Genomic DNA, 13,696 nt, shown 5'->3' with positions numbered 1-13,696 from the left:
CCCCCGGAACAGCGGTCACGGTGCGCGGGTGAGGGCCCAGTGGTACAGGGTCATGGCGGTGCTGGTGGCGAGGTTGTAGCTGGAGACGTGGGGGCGCATGGGAAGGGCCAGGGCGTGGTCGGCGCGGGAGCGCAGGGCGGCGGAGACGCCGTGGCGCTCGGTGCCGAAGGCCAGCACCGCGTCGTCGGAAAGCGCGGCGGCGCGCAGGTCGGTGCCGTCGGGGTCCAGCACGTAGAGGGGGCCGGGGGGCAGGGCGTCCGGGGGCAGGCGTTCGACGGCGGTGGCGTAGTGCAGCCCGGCGCCGCCGCGCACGGCGCCCGGGTGCCAGGGGTCGGCGGTGCCGGTGGTCACGACGCCGGTCGCGCCCAGCCCGGCGGCCAGCCGGACGACGGCGCCGACGTTGCCGAGGTTGCGCGGGTCCTCCAGGACGACGACGGGCGCGCGGCGCGGCAGGGCGGTGAGCGCGGCGAGGTTGGCGGCGCGGTCCCGGCGCGCGGCGAGCGCGGCGACGCCGGTGGGGTGCGGGCGCGGCGCCAGGGAGCGCAGCGCGGCGTCACCGACCTCGACCGCGCGGGCGTCCAGCTCCGCCGCCAGGTCGGGCGCGAGCGCGTCGGCCAGCGCGCGCAGCGCCGTCCGCTCGCGGGTCAGCACGTGAAAGACGTCGGCGCCGAAGCGCAGGGCGTGCTTCACGGCGTGGAAGCCGTCCAGCAGCACCGCCCCGGGGGCGGCCGCCCGCCACCCGCGCAACACCTCCCGAACCGCCTCCTCGCTGCTCACCGCCCCAGGCTAGCCGCAAGCCCGACGCCGGCGGGGCGGGGGCGGGGCCGGGCACGAGCGCCTCGAAGGCTGCTTCCGGCCCCGCGGCAGCGGATCAGTACCTGTGGTTGGTGATCATGGCGTTGCCGAACACGTCGTAGACCGATACGAAACCCTGTTCGGAGTCCTGCCAGGCGGCGAACGCCTCGGCGACGGCGGTGGCCGTGGCCTCCGGGTCGTGCACCGGCGTCTCCCCGCCGTTGATGTCCGTGGAGACGTACGCGTTCCCCGTCTTCTCGTTCCACTCGCCGATGACGCGGTCCACGCGTGCGGTCGCTTCCTTCTGCCCACCGGTTCCGTTCTGCTCCACCCAGGACCGGAACTCCTCGGCGTTCCGTTTCGACTGGGCCGCGTCCGTGTCCTCCGGCAGCTTCTGCACGATGCCCAGCTTGTCGGCTTCTGCGGTGTCCGCCGCGCTGCATGCGGCCCCTCCGGCAGCCAGGGCGGCGCCGAGTGAGAGAGCGGCAAGGACGCGGGAGGTGCGCTTCACAGTGGTCTCCGTGACACGTGTCGGGACGGCCCGGCCACGGCACCGGCGCCCATGCGGGACACCGGTACTCCGGTCTCGCCTTGGGGCCGGGAGCGAGCAAAGCGTTGCCGAGCCGCACAGGCCATCCAAGGGGGCCGCCCCACTCGGCTCCAGGGGGTTTTCCGCCATACGTGGCAGGTAACCGGCCGCTCTGACTGTTCGGTGAGCCCACCTGTCACCGTCCCGGCGGGGCCGGTGGTGGGGTTCAGGCTGGCGGCTTCGGGATGTGGAGGCGGATGGCGTCGTGGGGGCGGGTGGGGATGCGGGTCAGGGGGATGGTGAGGTCCTGGTCGGGCAGTTCGTACGGGAGCGCGGCGAGCCGGTCGGCGAGGGTGGCCAGCAGGGCGCGGGTGACGGGTTCGCCGGGGCAGCGGTGGCCGGTGGCGGGGTCGCCGCCGCCCTGCGGGACGAGCGCGTCCGGGTCGGTGGCGCGGCCGGTGAAGCGGGCGGGGCGGAAGGTGTAGGGCTCGTCCCACAGCGCGGGGTCGTGGTTCTGGCCGTAGAGGTCGAGCAGCACCAGGGTGCCGGCGGCGATCGGTTCGCCGCGCCAGGTCAGGTCGTCCACGGCGTGGCCCGCGACGAAGGGCGCGAAGGGGTAGAAGCGCCGCACCTCGTCGGCGAAGGCGTGGGCGTAGGCGGGGTCGGCCAGCTCCGCGCGGTGTTCGGGCCAGCGGTGCAGGGCGTGGGCGGCGAAGGCGGCGAACCAGGTCACCGCGACCGTGGGCCGCAGCACGTTGAGCAGTTCGACGGCGGCCACCCGGGCGGACAGCGGCACACCGTCGGCGTCCCGGTGGGCGGCGACGGCGGCGAGCGCGGAGCCCTCGGGCGCGGCGGCGTCCCGAGCGCGCACGGCCTCGACGAGCTCGGCGAGCCGCGCCTCCTGCCGGGCGCGGGCGCGCCGGGCGCGCCAGTGCCGGGGGCCCAGGGTCGCGAACCCGTCCACCATGGCGACGAGGTCGGCCGCCAGCGCCCGCGTTGCGGCCTCGTCGCCCTGGGGGACGCCCGCCCAGCGGGTGACGGCGCGCGTGAGCACCACGCTCGCCTCGTCGAAGAGAACCACCTCCGCGCGGTCGGCCCACGCGGGCACGGCCGCGTCCCAGGCCGCCGTGACCTCGTCGGTGAGCGCGGAGACGTCGTCGGCGTCGCTGAGCAGGTGGGTGAAGAGGGCCTTGCGCGTCCGGTGCGCGGTGCCGTCGAGGGTGTGCACGGCGCCGTGCCCGAACAGGGTGGCGACGACCGGCTCCGGCAGCGCCGTGCGCCGCTGGACGTGCCGCTCGTCGTAGAAGAAGCGCACCGCGTCGACGCCGCGCAGCGCGACCGCGCGGCGTCCCAGCAGCCGGGTGCGGACGAGCGGGCCCTGCCGTCGGCGCCACAGGTCGGGGAGCCAGGCGTAACCTTCGGTGGCGAGCGCGAGCGTGCTGTCCATGGCCGCGGGGTGCCCCGGGGCGGGCGTGGGAAACCGCCCCCGGCCCCACCGTGCCGGGCAGGGCCGGGCCGGGTGAGCCTTCGGGTTCCGGGCGGGCGGCGCGACGGCGGGCGGGCGCCGGGCGCACCGGGCGCGCCCGCGGGGCGTCGCGCCGCCCGCCCCGCGCCGAGGAGGGGGCCGGTGCGGGGTGGAAAAGCGGTCGCGCCGCACTTCCGCTACCGCGTACGCTGTACGCAGAACCGTCTTCGACGCAGGGGGACCACCGCGTGCACTCCGAACCGTCCGCCGCTCCGACCGCCGCGCAGCACACCGCACAGCCCGCCACCCCGTCCACCGCGCAGCACACCGCACACCCCGCCGCGCTCCAGCCCGCCGACGCGCACACCACCATCCAGGTGCGCGGCGCGCGGGTGAACAACCTGCGCGACGTGGACCTCGACCTGCCCAAGCGCCGGCTGACCGTCTTCACCGGCGTCTCCGGCTCCGGGAAGTCCTCGCTCGTCTTCGGCACGATCGCCGCCGAGTCGCAGCGTCTGATCAACGAGACCTACACCGCGTTCCTCCAGTCGTTCATGGGCAGCCCGAGCCGCCCGGACGTGGACGGGCTGCACAACCTGAGCGCCGCCATCGTCGTCGACCAGGAGCGGATGGGGGCCAACGCGCGCTCCACCGTCGGCACGGCCACCGACGCGTTCACGATGCTGCGGATCGTCTACAGCCGCCTGGGCACGCCGCACGTGGGCTCCTCCGGCGCGTTCAGCTTCAACCAGGCCGAGGGCATGTGTCCGGAGTGCGAGGGCCTGGGCCAGCGCTCCACCGTGGACGTCGACCAGCTCGTCGACCGCGAGCTGTCCCTCGACAAGGGCGCCATCACCGCGCCGGGCTTCTCCGTCGACTCCTGGTACTGGCAGGTCATCGCCCACTCCGGGCTCTTCGACCCCGCGCTGCCGCTGAAGGACTACACCCCCGAGCAGTGGGAGGACTTCCTCCACAAGCCCGCCACCAAGCTGAAGGTCGGCACGCACAACGTCACGTACGAGGGCCTGCTCCCCAAGATCCAGCGGGTGTATCTGGCCAAGGACCGGGAGGCGATGCAGCCGCACATCCGGGCCTTCGTCGACCGCGCCGTCGTCTTCGCCGACTGCCCCGCCTGCGGGGGCGCCCGGCTGAACGCCGCCGCCCTGGCCTCCCGCATCGACGGCGTCAACATCGCCGAGTGCGCCGCGATGCAGATCGACGACCTGGCCGCGTTCCTGCGCCGCGTGGACGGCGCGTCCGTCGGCCCGCTGCTGCACAACCTGCTGGACCTGCTGGACGGCCTGGTCGAGATCGGCCTGGGCTACCTGAGCCTGGACCGGCCCACCTCCACCCTCTCCGGCGGCGAGTCGCAGCGGGTGAAGATGGTCCGCCACCTCGGCTCCAGCCTCACCGACGTGACGTACGTGTTCGACGAGCCGACGACCGGCCTGCACCCGCACGACATCGCGCGCATGAACGACCTGCTGCTGCGGCTGCGCGACAAGGGCAACACGGTGCTGGTGGTCGAGCACAAGCCGGAGGTCATCGCCATCGCGGACCACGTGGTGGACCTGGGCCCCGGCGCGGGCACGGAGGGCGGCGAGATCCGCTACACCGGCGACGTCGCCGGACTCGCCGCGTCCGACACGCTCACCGGGCGCCACCTCGGGCACCGGGCGCGGCTGAAGGAGTCCGTGCGCACGCCGCGTGGCCGCCTGCCCATCACCGGGGCCAGCCTGCACAACCTGCGCGACGTGAGCGTGGACCTCCCGCTCGGCGTGCTCACCGTCGTCACCGGCGTGGCCGGGTCGGGCAAGTCCTCCCTCGTCCACGGCTCGCTGCCCGGCCGGGAGGGCGTCGTCGTCGCCGACCAGTCGCCCATCCGCGGCTCCCGGCGCAGCAACCCGGCCACCTACACCGGCCTGCTCGGTCCGATCCGCACCGCGTTCGCCAAGGCCAACGGCGTCAAGGCCGCCCTCTTCAGCGCCAACTCCGCGGGCGCCTGCCCGAAGTGCAACGGCCTGGGAGTGATCTACACCGACCTGGCGATGATGGCCGGGGTCGCCTCGGTGTGCGAGCAGTGCGAGGGCCGGCGCTTCACGCCCGAGGTGCTGACCTACACCCTGCGCGGCAAGAACATCAGCGAGGTGCTCGGCATGTCCGTCGCCGAGGCCCACGCGTTCTTCCCCACCGGCCAGGCGCACACCGTCCTGTCCCGGCTGACCGACGTGGGCCTGGGCTACCTGCGCCTGGGCCAGCCGCTCACCACGCTCTCCGGCGGCGAGCGGCAACGGCTGAAGCTGGCCATCCACATGGCGGAGAAGGCGGCCACCTACATCCTGGACGAGCCGACGACCGGCCTGCACCTGGCCGACGTCGACCAGCTCCTCGCGCTGCTGGACCGGCTGGTGGACGCGGGCAACACGGTGGTCGTCATCGAGCACCACCAGGCGGTCATGGCCCACGCGGACTGGATCGTGGACCTGGGCCCCGGCGCGGGCCACGACGGCGGCCGCGTCGTCTTCACCGGCACCCCCGCCGACCTCGTCGCAAACGCCGACACGCTGACGGCCCGCCACCTGCGCGAGTACGTCGCCCGCTGAACCGCTCGCCGGGGCCGGTGCCGGTGCCCCGCGCGGGGGCGCCGGCACCGGTCGCGGGCGGAGGCGTCGGCGCGGGCAGAGGCGTCGGCGCGGGCGGAGGCGTCGGCGCGGGCGGAGGCGTCGGCGCGGGCGGAGGCGTCGGCGCCGCGCACCGAGGACGTGCCCGGCGGCGCGGAGACCCCGCCGGAGTTCACTCGGTAGGGGCGCCCACCCACTTGACCCCGCCGACGCGGCGCCCCGCACACCGCGCGCCGACCGCTCGCGCACGCGGAGCCGCCCGCCGGTCAGGGCAGCGCGCGGCTGCGCCGGTTCAGCTCCGTCAGCTTGGCGCCCAACCGCTCCTCCGGCGTCGCGAGCCGCACGTCCTCCGGCGGGCAGTCCCACTCGCGCCCGCCCAGCAGCGGGCGGAGCTGGACGTACCGGCCCTGGTGGTCCATCACCTCGCCGACACGTCCGGAGCGCTGGTCCACGACGCAGGCTCCGCGCGGCGGCGGCGACGGCGGCGTCACGTCTGCTTCCGGTGCCGCAGCACCGCAGCGAGCCGCCGCGCCGTCTCGACGTTGCACCGGCCCAGGTCGATCAGCGGTGAGGGTTCGTTTCCGGCCGCCGACACGGGGTCGATGCGCAGCGAGGGCAGCACCAGCCCCGCGCGCCCCAGCTCGTCGCGGAGGTCGTTCACCGCCTCCTCGGCTCTCCGCAACCGCTCAAGAGCCAACCGTCGCCCCTCGGTCATTGCCATGCGTCTCGCCTTTCACGTTGGGTATCCCCGTTTGGTACACAGCGTGGCCGGTGAAGCCTACGATGGGGAGTGTCAAGCCCTTCAGGACCAGAAGGCTGAAAAGAGGCAACGATGCCTGCTCCCAAAGACCTTGACCCCCGTGCATCGATGGCCGACTACCTCGGTTCCCGCGTCCGCAAGCGCCGCGAGGCCCTGGGCTGGACGCAGAAGCAGCTCGGCTGCCACGTCCACGTCTCGCACAACCGCATCGCGCAGATCGAGCTGGCGACCGACCCGCCCCCGATGGCCCTGGCCGAGTCCCTCGACCTCGCCCTGGAGGCCGACGGCGAGATCAAGGACCTGTGGTGGCACATGACCCGCGAGTCGTACGTGGACTGGGCACGCGAGTTCATGGAGAAGCAGGCCCGTGCCGTCAAGATGCTGGAGTACACGGCCCAGTCCGTTCCCGGCCTGCTCCAGACCCCCGCGTACGCGCGGGCGTCGCTGCGGGAAGGGCTGCCCCACCTCAGCGAAGAGGAGCTCGACCGGCAGGTGGAGGCCCGTGTCAGCCGATGCCTGCTACTTGAGAAAGAGGAACCACCCTTTCTCTGGGCGGTTCTGGACGAGACGGCGCTGCGGCGCCGAGTGGGTGAGAAGAGCACCATGCACGAGCAGCTCGGCTATCTGCTGACGGCCACCAAGCGCCCGCACATCACGCTCCAAGTGCTGCCCTTTGAAGCCGAGCGCCACCCCATCACCGGCGGATCGCTCACGCTCCTGTCGCTCCCGGACGGACCGGACGTGGCCTACCTGGAGGGCTACAACAGCGGTGAACTGGTGGAGGCCCCAGAGCGCGTCACCCGATACGCTCATGCCTACGACGTGTTGCAGGTTCACGCCCTCACCCCGGCGGCCTCGGAACGCCTGATCCGGGACACGATGAAGGAGCTATACCCATGACGCACAGGACGCCCGATCTGAGTGCTGCAACCTGGGGCAAGTCCAGCCACAGCAACAACACCGGTGGCGACTGTGTAGAGGTGGCACGCGACTTCCCCGGCGCCGCCCAGTGGCGCAAGTCCACCCACAGCGACAACACCGGCGGGAACTGCCTCGAAGTCGCCGACGGCATCGACGGCGTCGTACCCGTCCGAGACAGCAAGCAGCCCCACGGCGGCACCCTCGTCTTCCCCGCAACCGCCTGGGCGACCTTCATCGCCAACGTCCGCGCGTAACACGCCCTTTGCGCCTCGTCACCACACCAGAAGACGGTCAGGCACGGGCCACGTCACCCGACGCGCCCCGTGCCTGCGACCTGCCGTGGGTTCCCGCCTCACACCGGCAACCCAGGACACCTGATCCCGGTCACGACGAAGGAGCCACACCCATGACGCACGGAACACTCGATTTGACCACTGCCACCTGGTCCAAGTCCACCCACAGCAACAACACCGGCGGCAACTGCGTAGAGGTGGCACGCGACTTCCCCGGCGCCGCGCAGTGGCGCAAGTCCACCCACAGCAACGGCACCGGCGGGGACTGCCTCGAAGTCGCCGACGGCATCGACGGCGTCGTACCCGTCCGAGACAGCAAGCAGCCCCACGGCGGCACCCTCGTCTTCCCCGCAACCGCCTGGACGACCTTCATCGCCAACGTCCGCGCGTAGCGCACCCCGCACACCTCCGGCCACGGGCCACGCGTGGCCTGCAACGTCCTAGCGCTGCTGTGCGAGCCAGGTGGTGAACGGGGTGGGGGCGATGCGGGCGGTTTTGGCGGGTAGCAGGGCGTCGCGTGGGGTCTGGGGGCCGAACACCGCCCAGCGCGGTTCGACGCGCACCGTGCGGCCGCGTGCCGCGTGGGTGCGGCGGGCCAGCTCCACCAGGTCGTGCGGCTCGGGCCCGGCCAGTTCGGCGTACCGCCCCCGGGGCGGGCCCACGGCGAGCTCGGCGAGCACGTCGGCCACGTCCGCCGGGGCCACCGGCTGCACGAGCAGCGGCGGAACGGCGGCCACCCCGTCGTGCTCGGTCCAGCCGGAGACCATCTCCGCGAAGTCGTGGAACTGGGTCGCCGGGAGGATCGTCCACGGCACCGGGCCGCCGGCGACCAGGCGTTCCTGCTCCCGCTTGCCGGCGTAGTGGGCGTTGCCCTCGACGCGGTCCATCCCGGCGATCGAGAGCAGCACGTGGTGGCGGACCCCGGCGCGCTCCCCGGCGTCCAGCAGGTTCCGCGTGGCGGTGCCGAACCAGGCCACCGCCTCCGCGTGCTCGGTGGCGGTGCAGTTGGTGGCGTCGACGACCGCCTCGGCGCCCGCCAGCGCGGCGTCGAGCCCGGCACCGGTGAGGACGTCGGCCCCGAGTGAGCGGCTGATCCGTGCGACCTCGTGCCCCGCGCGCTCCAGCGCGGTGACGGTGAGCCTGCCGATGTTGCCCGTGGCCCCGGCGACAGCGATGCGCATGACGTTCCCCCTCGTCGTTCCGTCCTGTGCGCCGGAACGTATCACGGACTAAACAGGTCCACCATGTCTTCGATACACTCGGTACTCGTGAAGCTGCCTGCGAGTACGGAATGGGTCCTGCACTGCGCCACGACGCTGGCGCAGCTCGAACCGGGGGCCGCCGCGTCCACCGCGCAGCTCGCCCGGTACTTCGACCTCCCGGCGCCCTACCTCGCCAAGCAGCTCAAGGCCCTCGTCCGCGCCGGGGTGCTGACCGCGTCCACCGGCCCGCGCGGCGGCTTCCGGCTCGCGCGGGCGGCCGGGGAGATCACGCTGCTCCAGATCGTCGAGGCGGTCGACGGCGCGTCCTCCCCCTACGAGTGCCGCGAGATCCGCCAGCAGGGGCGGGGCGCGCTGCCGCCGGAGCAGTGCCGGCACACGTGCGTGCTCGCCGCGAAGATGGCCGAGGCGCACGACGCCTGGCGCGCCAGCCTGGCCGCGACCACCCTGGCCGGTGTCCTCGCCGCCATCCCCGCCTCCGCGCCCGCCCGCACCCGCCGCCTCCTGACCGGCCCGGGCTGACCCCGCGCGGGGCGGGTTCGGCCACCGGGGTGAACGGCTATCGTGGCGTCCCGGCGTCGCCCCGCGGCGCTGCCGCCGCGGCCGTCGTGCGGTGGCGGGCGGGCCGCGTGCCGCGTGCCCCGTACCCGCCCGACGGCCCGCCCGCGCGAGCCGCGACCCCGCGACCCGAGGGAGCCCCACCATGCTGAAACGGCTCGCGGCGCGGGTGTGGCACGCGCTGCGCGGCACGGCCCAGTGGCGCCTGCTGTGGCTGACCAACGCCACGTTCATGGTCGGCGTCACCGGCGTCGTCCGCGACGCGGAGGGCCGCGTGCTGCTGCTGCGGCACCGCATGTGGTCGGCCGACCGGCAGTGGGGCCTGCCGTCCGGGTTCGCCGTGCGCGGCGAAGAGTTCTCCCGCACCGTCGAGCGCGAGGTGAAGGAGGAGACGGACCTCGACGTGCGCGCCGGGGAACTGGTGCGCCTGAAGAGCGGGTTCCGGCTCCGGCTGGAGGTCGCCTACGAGGCAGAACTCCTCGGCGGCGCCCTGCGGCTGGACCCGTTCGAGATCCTCGACGCCGGCTGGTTCTCCCCCGACGCGCTGCCCGACCAGCTCCAGCCCGCGCACCGGGCGCTCATCCACCGCTCGCCCGAACCCGGCTGAGCGGCGGGCCGCCCCCGGCGCGGGGTCAGGCGGCCGTCCACTCGTGCGGGCGCCCGCCGCGCCACTCGACCCACTCCGGGTCGTCGGCCGCGCCCTCCGGGTCCGGGGCCCCGGCCCGGCGCAGGAACTCGATCAGGTCCGCGTCGCGGTAGGCGGTGCCGAGGATCGTCTCCACGCCGCCGGAGCGCGCGGTCACCCGGCGGCCGCCCGTCCGGCCCGGCCGGTGCACGGTGATGGCTGCCATGCGTCCAGCGTGCGACGCCGTCCCACCGCGCGCATCCCGGCGGCGCGCTACCCGGACGTGCGCTCGGCCACACCGTGCGGTCCGGACGCGGTGAACAGCTCACCGCCCGCCGGGACGCCGGTGCGCGTCTCGCCCCCGGCCCGGTAGGTCCACGCGAAGGGGTGACCGAACGCGTGCCGGAAGTCCGGCCCGGTCATGAGCTGGAAGTGGACGTGCGGCTCCGAGGAGTTGCCGGAGTTCCCGCACCGCCCGAGCACGTCGCCCACGCCCACCCGGTCGCCCACGGCCACGGCGGCCGAGCCGCGCCTCAGGTGCGCGGCCAGCGCGTACACCCCGTCACCGAGGTCCACGACGACGTGGTTGCCGACCAGGAAGCGCCCCCCGAGCGCCTGCCGCACCAGGCCCTCGGCGAACAGGTACGGCAGCACGGGCCAGGACGTCCGGCTCAGGTGGTCGCGCTGACCGTCGCCCACCCGGACGACGACGCCCTCGGCGGACGCGCGCACCGGCACCCCGAACGCCGGGAACTCCTCCGGCCGCCGCATCAGGGGCCACCACCCGAACCCGGGCCGCCGGGCGCCGTCCTCCGGCTCGTGCACGACGTCGACCGCGTACGTCTGCGCGCAGGTGTGCACGCCGTGGCTCGGCACCCGGTCGGCCGGGCTGTTCATCGCCCGCCACCGCCCCGCGACCGGCACCGCCACCGCGCGCGGCCCAAGACCCGCCTGCGTCCGGACCCGGGCGCGGTGGAACAGCCCGTGGCCCACCGCCGACACGGCCAGCAGCACCACGCCCGCGGACCACACCGCCAGCGAGGCCCCGGCCCCCACCAGGACCCCGGCCGCGCCGAGGTAGAAGCACACGTTCCGCCACCTGCGCACCACCGGCGCGCCCTCCTTCCCTCGCCCGCCCCGCCGCCGGGGCGCTCCGTGCGCCACGTCCGGCGCGGCCTCACATCCGTCCCGGGCCGCCCGTCCGCCCCGGGGCCATGTCCGTCCCGGGATTCCCGTCCGTCTCCGGCTCCCCGTCCGCCCCGGGCCGCGCGTACCCCCACGCTAACCGCCCGCCGGGCGGGTTCCCCGTGACATCCGTCAGGCGTCCGGCGTGGCTTGCCGAACCCCCTGCGCCGGGCGCGGAACTCGGGAACAATCAACTGGCGTCGCAGCAGAGAGTGACGGGCGGGCAGCACACGCGGGAGAACCATGCGGCCGAAGGTCTTCATCAGCCACGGGGCGGGCAAGGACGCATGCGTGCGGGAGGCCCTGGACCTGATCGTGACGGCTCTCGACGCCCGCGACTACGACGTGTTCCGGGACGTGGACTCGCTGCGTGCCGGGGACGAGTGGCACCCCCAGCTCTTCCACGAGATGTACCTGTGCGACGCCGCCGTGGTGCTGCTGGGGCCCAACACGGTCGCCGAGTCTGACTGGGTGCGCCGCGAGGCCGAGGTCCTGATGTCGCGGTACTTCGTGCGCAGCCTGCACGCCGTGCTGCCCGGCTTCCTCGGCGGGGTGAGGACCCACACCGCCCGTGAGCGCGGCTTCGGCTCGCTGGTGAAGGTGCACGCCGCGCTCAGCCACCGCGCCCACCAGCCGCTGCCCGAGGACGACGGCGTCGCCCGGGTCGTGGAGTGGATCCTCGGGGAGTTCGCCCCGGTCACCGCGCCCGGGGGCACCGCCAGGCGGTTCCACGACTGGACGCTGCGCGTGGCCCGCTACCTGGAGACGGCGCGCCGGGAGAGCCCGGACGCGCTCATGGACGCCGCCGTGGCCCTGGGCATGGACGACTCCGAGCGGGTGCTGCTGCGGGCCAGGATCGGCGCCGAGGTCTACCTCGCCCACCGGCTGCTGCGCGCCGACACGGCCGAGCGCTTACCCGACGCCGTCGCCCGGCTGCGTCCGGGCCTGGACCCGGGGCGGCTGGGTCAGCTCGCCGACGAGGTGCTGCCCGTGTGGGTGGACCCGGACGCCGCCCGCTGCTTCCTGCCGCCCGACGCCCCGGACCGCAAGCCGCCCGACGCCTACGCGGCGCACGAGCCCGCCGAGCCGGGCGCCGGGGAGCGGCCGGAGGCCGGTCCGCAGCCGGAGGACGCCGACCCGGCCGACGCCCCCACCGGCCCCGGCACCGGCGGCCAGGGCCCGGTGCTGCTCTTCACCGCGCGCGACCCCTGGACCGCCGAGCAGCACGTGCGCCGCGCGGTGTACATGGCGCCGGACAGCTACCGCCTGCGGCACCTGGGCCTGGCCGCCGAGCTGCCCGCCGACGAGAGCACCGGCACGGAGGCGCTGCGCGCGGCCTGCCGGACGGAGCTGCGCGAGGTGTTCGACGTCCCCCCGTGGGCCCCGCTGGACACCACCACCGTGCGGCCCCGGGCCGTCCACGAGTACCTGGTGCTCAGCGCCGGCCCGTACACGCTCGGGGAGATCGCCACCGTCACCCGGGAGCTGCACGGCGACTTCCCCTGGCTGCTCGTCGTCGTGCTGCTGCCCGGCGGCCTGCCGGAACCGGCGGAGCTGCACCGCCACGGCCTCGCGCACGCCGTGCCCGTCCGGCCGGCGCCGACCCCCGAGAGCGAACTCACCGCCTACCGGCTGGGGCGCAGCCTGGCCGGGGCGGTCACCACGTCCGACTCCGTGAAGGTGAACCCATGACCACGCCCCAGGCCACCGCGGCCGCGACGCCGAACGGGGAGCCCGGCCTCGTCTACGTGATGCCCGACGACCTCGACCTGGCCGTCCAGGTGGCGCTGGCCACCGGGCGCCCCCTGCTGCTGCGCGGCGAACCGGGCTCGGGCAAGTCCTCGATGGCCCCCTGGTACGCCGAGCAGCACGGCTGGCGCTACTACGAGTTCGTCGTCACCTCGCAGACCCGCGCCCGCGACCTCCAGTGGAGCTTCGACGCCGTGCGCCGGCTGGCCGACGCGCAGGCGCTGCGGTACCGCCCGGCACGGCGCGGACCGGGCCCGCGCGACCGCGTCGGCACCACGCACGACGCCTACGTCGACCCCGGGCCGCTGTGGTGGGCGTTCGCCCCCCGGACCGCCACCCGGCGGGCGCGGGCGACGATCCGGGCAGGCGCCGGGCGCCCCCGGGACTCCTGGGAGCACCCCTTCGAGGCCGACAACAAGGGGCGCCACCCGGACTACGCCGTCGTGCTCATCGACGAGATCGACAAGGCCGACCCGGACGTGCCCAACGGCCTGCTCGTGCCGCTTGCCTCCCGCAGCTTCGTGGTCGCCGAGACGGGCGAGCGGGTGCGGGTGGAGGAGCCCCGGGCCGGCGCCCCCGCGGGCGCGGACGCGACCGCGCGCCACCTCATCGTCATCACCACCAACGAGGAGCGCGAGCTGCCGCAGGCGTTCCTGCGGCGCTGCGTGGTGGCGCGGCTGCGTCCCCCGGCCACCGTGGACGAACTGGCCCTCATCGCCCAGCGCCACCTCGAACGGCGCTTCGGGGAGGCCACCGAGGCCGACATCACCCTGGCCACCGCGCTCGCCAAGCAGCTCGCGGACGTGCGCGAGCGGGCGCGCCGGGACGGCATCCGCCCGCCCAGCACGGCCGAGTACCTGGACGCCCTGTGGGCCTGCCGCACGCTGGGCATCACCGTGAGCGACGCGGACCCCCGCTGGAAGGCGCTGTGCGACATGACGCTGGTCAAACCGCAGCAGCTCAAGGACTGACCCG

Annotated in this window: 16 protein-coding genes; 8 read left to right on the top strand and 8 right to left on the bottom strand. The window is 74.7% G+C overall.

Annotated elements, in window-relative coordinates:
- Positions 1-15: 15 nt before the first annotated feature.
- The 3 genes from OSB71_RS03995 to OSB71_RS03985 form a co-directional block, all read right to left on the bottom strand.
- The gene (locus tag OSB71_RS03995) at positions 16-777 is read right to left on the bottom strand and encodes a TrmH family RNA methyltransferase (RefSeq protein WP_265944208.1); all 762 of its coding nucleotides are present in this window, start codon (positions 775-777) and stop codon (positions 16-18) included.
- A gap of 94 nt (positions 778-871) precedes the next feature.
- Positions 872-1,306: a hypothetical protein gene (locus OSB71_RS03990; protein ID WP_265944206.1), complete on the bottom strand. Its 435-nt coding sequence runs from the start codon at positions 1,304-1,306 to the stop codon at positions 872-874.
- Between the two features lie 244 nt (positions 1,307-1,550).
- Positions 1,551-2,771 (bottom strand): cytochrome P450, encoded by a 1,221-nt coding sequence (locus OSB71_RS03985; protein WP_265944204.1) that lies wholly within the window; start codon positions 2,769-2,771, stop codon positions 1,551-1,553.
- Positions 2,772-3,160: 389 nt separating this feature from the next.
- On the opposite strand from OSB71_RS03985, the gene OSB71_RS03980 reads away from it, so the two are divergent.
- On the top strand, positions 3,161-5,392 hold the full coding sequence (locus OSB71_RS03980) for an ATP-binding cassette domain-containing protein (RefSeq protein ID WP_265944331.1): 2,232 nt from the start codon (positions 3,161-3,163) through the stop codon (positions 5,390-5,392).
- A 284-nt stretch (positions 5,393-5,676) separates the two neighbouring features.
- Here OSB71_RS03980 and OSB71_RS03975 read toward each other — a convergent pair whose 3' ends face one another.
- Together OSB71_RS03975 and OSB71_RS03970 are read right to left on the bottom strand one after the other, a co-directional pair.
- Complete coding sequence (locus OSB71_RS03975; RefSeq protein WP_265944345.1) at positions 5,677-5,862, bottom strand: hypothetical protein; 186 nt, start codon at positions 5,860-5,862, stop codon at positions 5,677-5,679.
- A gap of 35 nt (positions 5,863-5,897) precedes the next feature.
- A complete protein-coding gene (locus OSB71_RS03970) occupies positions 5,898-6,131 on the bottom strand; it encodes a hypothetical protein (protein ID WP_265944201.1) in 234 nt (77 codons plus the stop codon).
- A gap of 111 nt (positions 6,132-6,242) precedes the next feature.
- Here OSB71_RS03970 and OSB71_RS03965 point away from each other — a divergent pair, with 111 nt between their 5' ends.
- The 3 genes from OSB71_RS03965 to OSB71_RS03955 all read left to right on the top strand — a co-directional run bounded on the left by OSB71_RS03965 (position 6,243) and on the right by OSB71_RS03955 (position 7,776).
- The gene (locus OSB71_RS03965; RefSeq protein WP_265944199.1) at positions 6,243-7,070 is read left to right on the top strand and encodes a helix-turn-helix domain-containing protein; all 828 of its coding nucleotides are present in this window, start codon (positions 6,243-6,245) and stop codon (positions 7,068-7,070) included.
- Positions 7,067-7,345, top strand: coding sequence for a DUF397 domain-containing protein (locus OSB71_RS03960; RefSeq protein ID WP_265944197.1), 279 nt, complete (start codon positions 7,067-7,069; stop codon positions 7,343-7,345). The genes OSB71_RS03965 and OSB71_RS03960 overlap by 4 nt, the downstream gene beginning before the upstream one ends.
- 152 nt (positions 7,346-7,497) lie before the next feature.
- Entirely contained in the window at positions 7,498-7,776 is a 279-nt protein-coding gene (locus OSB71_RS03955) for a DUF397 domain-containing protein (RefSeq protein ID WP_265944195.1), read from the top strand.
- 48 nt (positions 7,777-7,824) lie between these two features.
- Here OSB71_RS03955 and OSB71_RS03950 read toward each other — a convergent pair whose 3' ends face one another.
- Positions 7,825-8,565, bottom strand: a complete 741-nt coding sequence (locus tag OSB71_RS03950; protein ID WP_265944192.1) for an SDR family oxidoreductase — start codon at positions 8,563-8,565, stop codon at positions 7,825-7,827.
- Between the two features lie 87 nt (positions 8,566-8,652).
- On the opposite strand from OSB71_RS03950, the gene OSB71_RS03945 reads away from it, so the two are divergent.
- Both OSB71_RS03945 and OSB71_RS03940 read left to right on the top strand, forming a co-directional pair.
- A complete protein-coding gene (locus OSB71_RS03945; protein WP_265944190.1) occupies positions 8,653-9,126 on the top strand; it encodes an RrF2 family transcriptional regulator in 474 nt (157 codons plus the stop codon).
- Positions 9,127-9,307: 181 nt separating this feature from the next.
- A complete protein-coding gene (locus tag OSB71_RS03940) occupies positions 9,308-9,769 on the top strand; it encodes an NUDIX domain-containing protein (protein ID WP_265944188.1) in 462 nt (153 codons plus the stop codon).
- Between the two features lie 25 nt (positions 9,770-9,794).
- On the opposite strand, the gene OSB71_RS03935 is transcribed toward OSB71_RS03940, so the two are convergent.
- Together OSB71_RS03935 and OSB71_RS03930 are read right to left on the bottom strand one after the other, a co-directional pair.
- Complete coding sequence (locus tag OSB71_RS03935) at positions 9,795-10,013, bottom strand: hypothetical protein (protein ID WP_265944187.1); 219 nt, start codon at positions 10,011-10,013, stop codon at positions 9,795-9,797.
- Positions 10,014-10,060: 47 nt separating this feature from the next.
- The gene (locus OSB71_RS03930) at positions 10,061-10,897 is read right to left on the bottom strand and encodes a M23 family metallopeptidase (protein WP_265944185.1); all 837 of its coding nucleotides are present in this window, start codon (positions 10,895-10,897) and stop codon (positions 10,061-10,063) included.
- A 318-nt stretch (positions 10,898-11,215) separates the two neighbouring features.
- Here OSB71_RS03930 and OSB71_RS03925 point away from each other — a divergent pair, with 318 nt between their 5' ends.
- Positions 11,216-12,664: a toll/interleukin-1 receptor domain-containing protein gene (locus OSB71_RS03925; protein ID WP_265944183.1), complete on the top strand. Its 1,449-nt coding sequence runs from the start codon at positions 11,216-11,218 to the stop codon at positions 12,662-12,664.
- On the top strand, positions 12,661-13,692 hold the full coding sequence (locus OSB71_RS03920) for an AAA family ATPase (protein ID WP_265944181.1): 1,032 nt from the start codon (positions 12,661-12,663) through the stop codon (positions 13,690-13,692). Before OSB71_RS03925 ends, OSB71_RS03920 begins: the two co-directional genes overlap by 4 nt.
- Positions 13,693-13,696 lie beyond the last annotated feature (4 nt).

Source organism: Streptomyces marinisediminis (genome assembly GCF_026262575.1).
Classification (GTDB): Bacteria; Actinomycetota; Actinomycetes; order Streptomycetales; family Streptomycetaceae; genus Streptomyces; species Streptomyces marinisediminis.
The sequence above is the reverse complement of the archived record's forward strand: the minus strand, read 5'-3'. Positions and strand labels throughout refer to the sequence as shown.

Bases quoted from the DNA above. Each gene is read 5' to 3' on its own strand.
- OSB71_RS03960 (WP_265944197.1), top strand. From the start codon at position 7,067: ATGACGCACAGGACGCCCGATCTGAGTGCTGCAACCTGGGGCAAGTCC.
- OSB71_RS03970 (WP_265944201.1), bottom strand. From the start codon at position 6,131: ATGGCAATGACCGAGGGGCGACGGTTGGCTCTTGAGCGGTTGCGGAGA.
- OSB71_RS03935 (WP_265944187.1), bottom strand. From the start codon at position 10,013: ATGGCAGCCATCACCGTGCACCGGCCGGGCCGGACGGGCGGCCGCCGG.
- OSB71_RS03965 (WP_265944199.1), top strand. From the start codon at position 6,243: ATGCCTGCTCCCAAAGACCTTGACCCCCGTGCATCGATGGCCGACTAC.
- OSB71_RS03920 (WP_265944181.1), top strand. From the start codon at position 12,661: ATGACCACGCCCCAGGCCACCGCGGCCGCGACGCCGAACGGGGAGCCC.
- OSB71_RS03985 (WP_265944204.1), bottom strand. From the start codon at position 2,771: ATGGACAGCACGCTCGCGCTCGCCACCGAAGGTTACGCCTGGCTCCCC.
- OSB71_RS03950 (WP_265944192.1), bottom strand. From the start codon at position 8,565: ATGCGCATCGCTGTCGCCGGGGCCACGGGCAACATCGGCAGGCTCACC.
- OSB71_RS03925 (WP_265944183.1), top strand. From the start codon at position 11,216: ATGCGGCCGAAGGTCTTCATCAGCCACGGGGCGGGCAAGGACGCATGC.
- OSB71_RS03955 (WP_265944195.1), top strand. From the start codon at position 7,498: ATGACGCACGGAACACTCGATTTGACCACTGCCACCTGGTCCAAGTCC.
- OSB71_RS03940 (WP_265944188.1), top strand. From the start codon at position 9,308: ATGCTGAAACGGCTCGCGGCGCGGGTGTGGCACGCGCTGCGCGGCACG.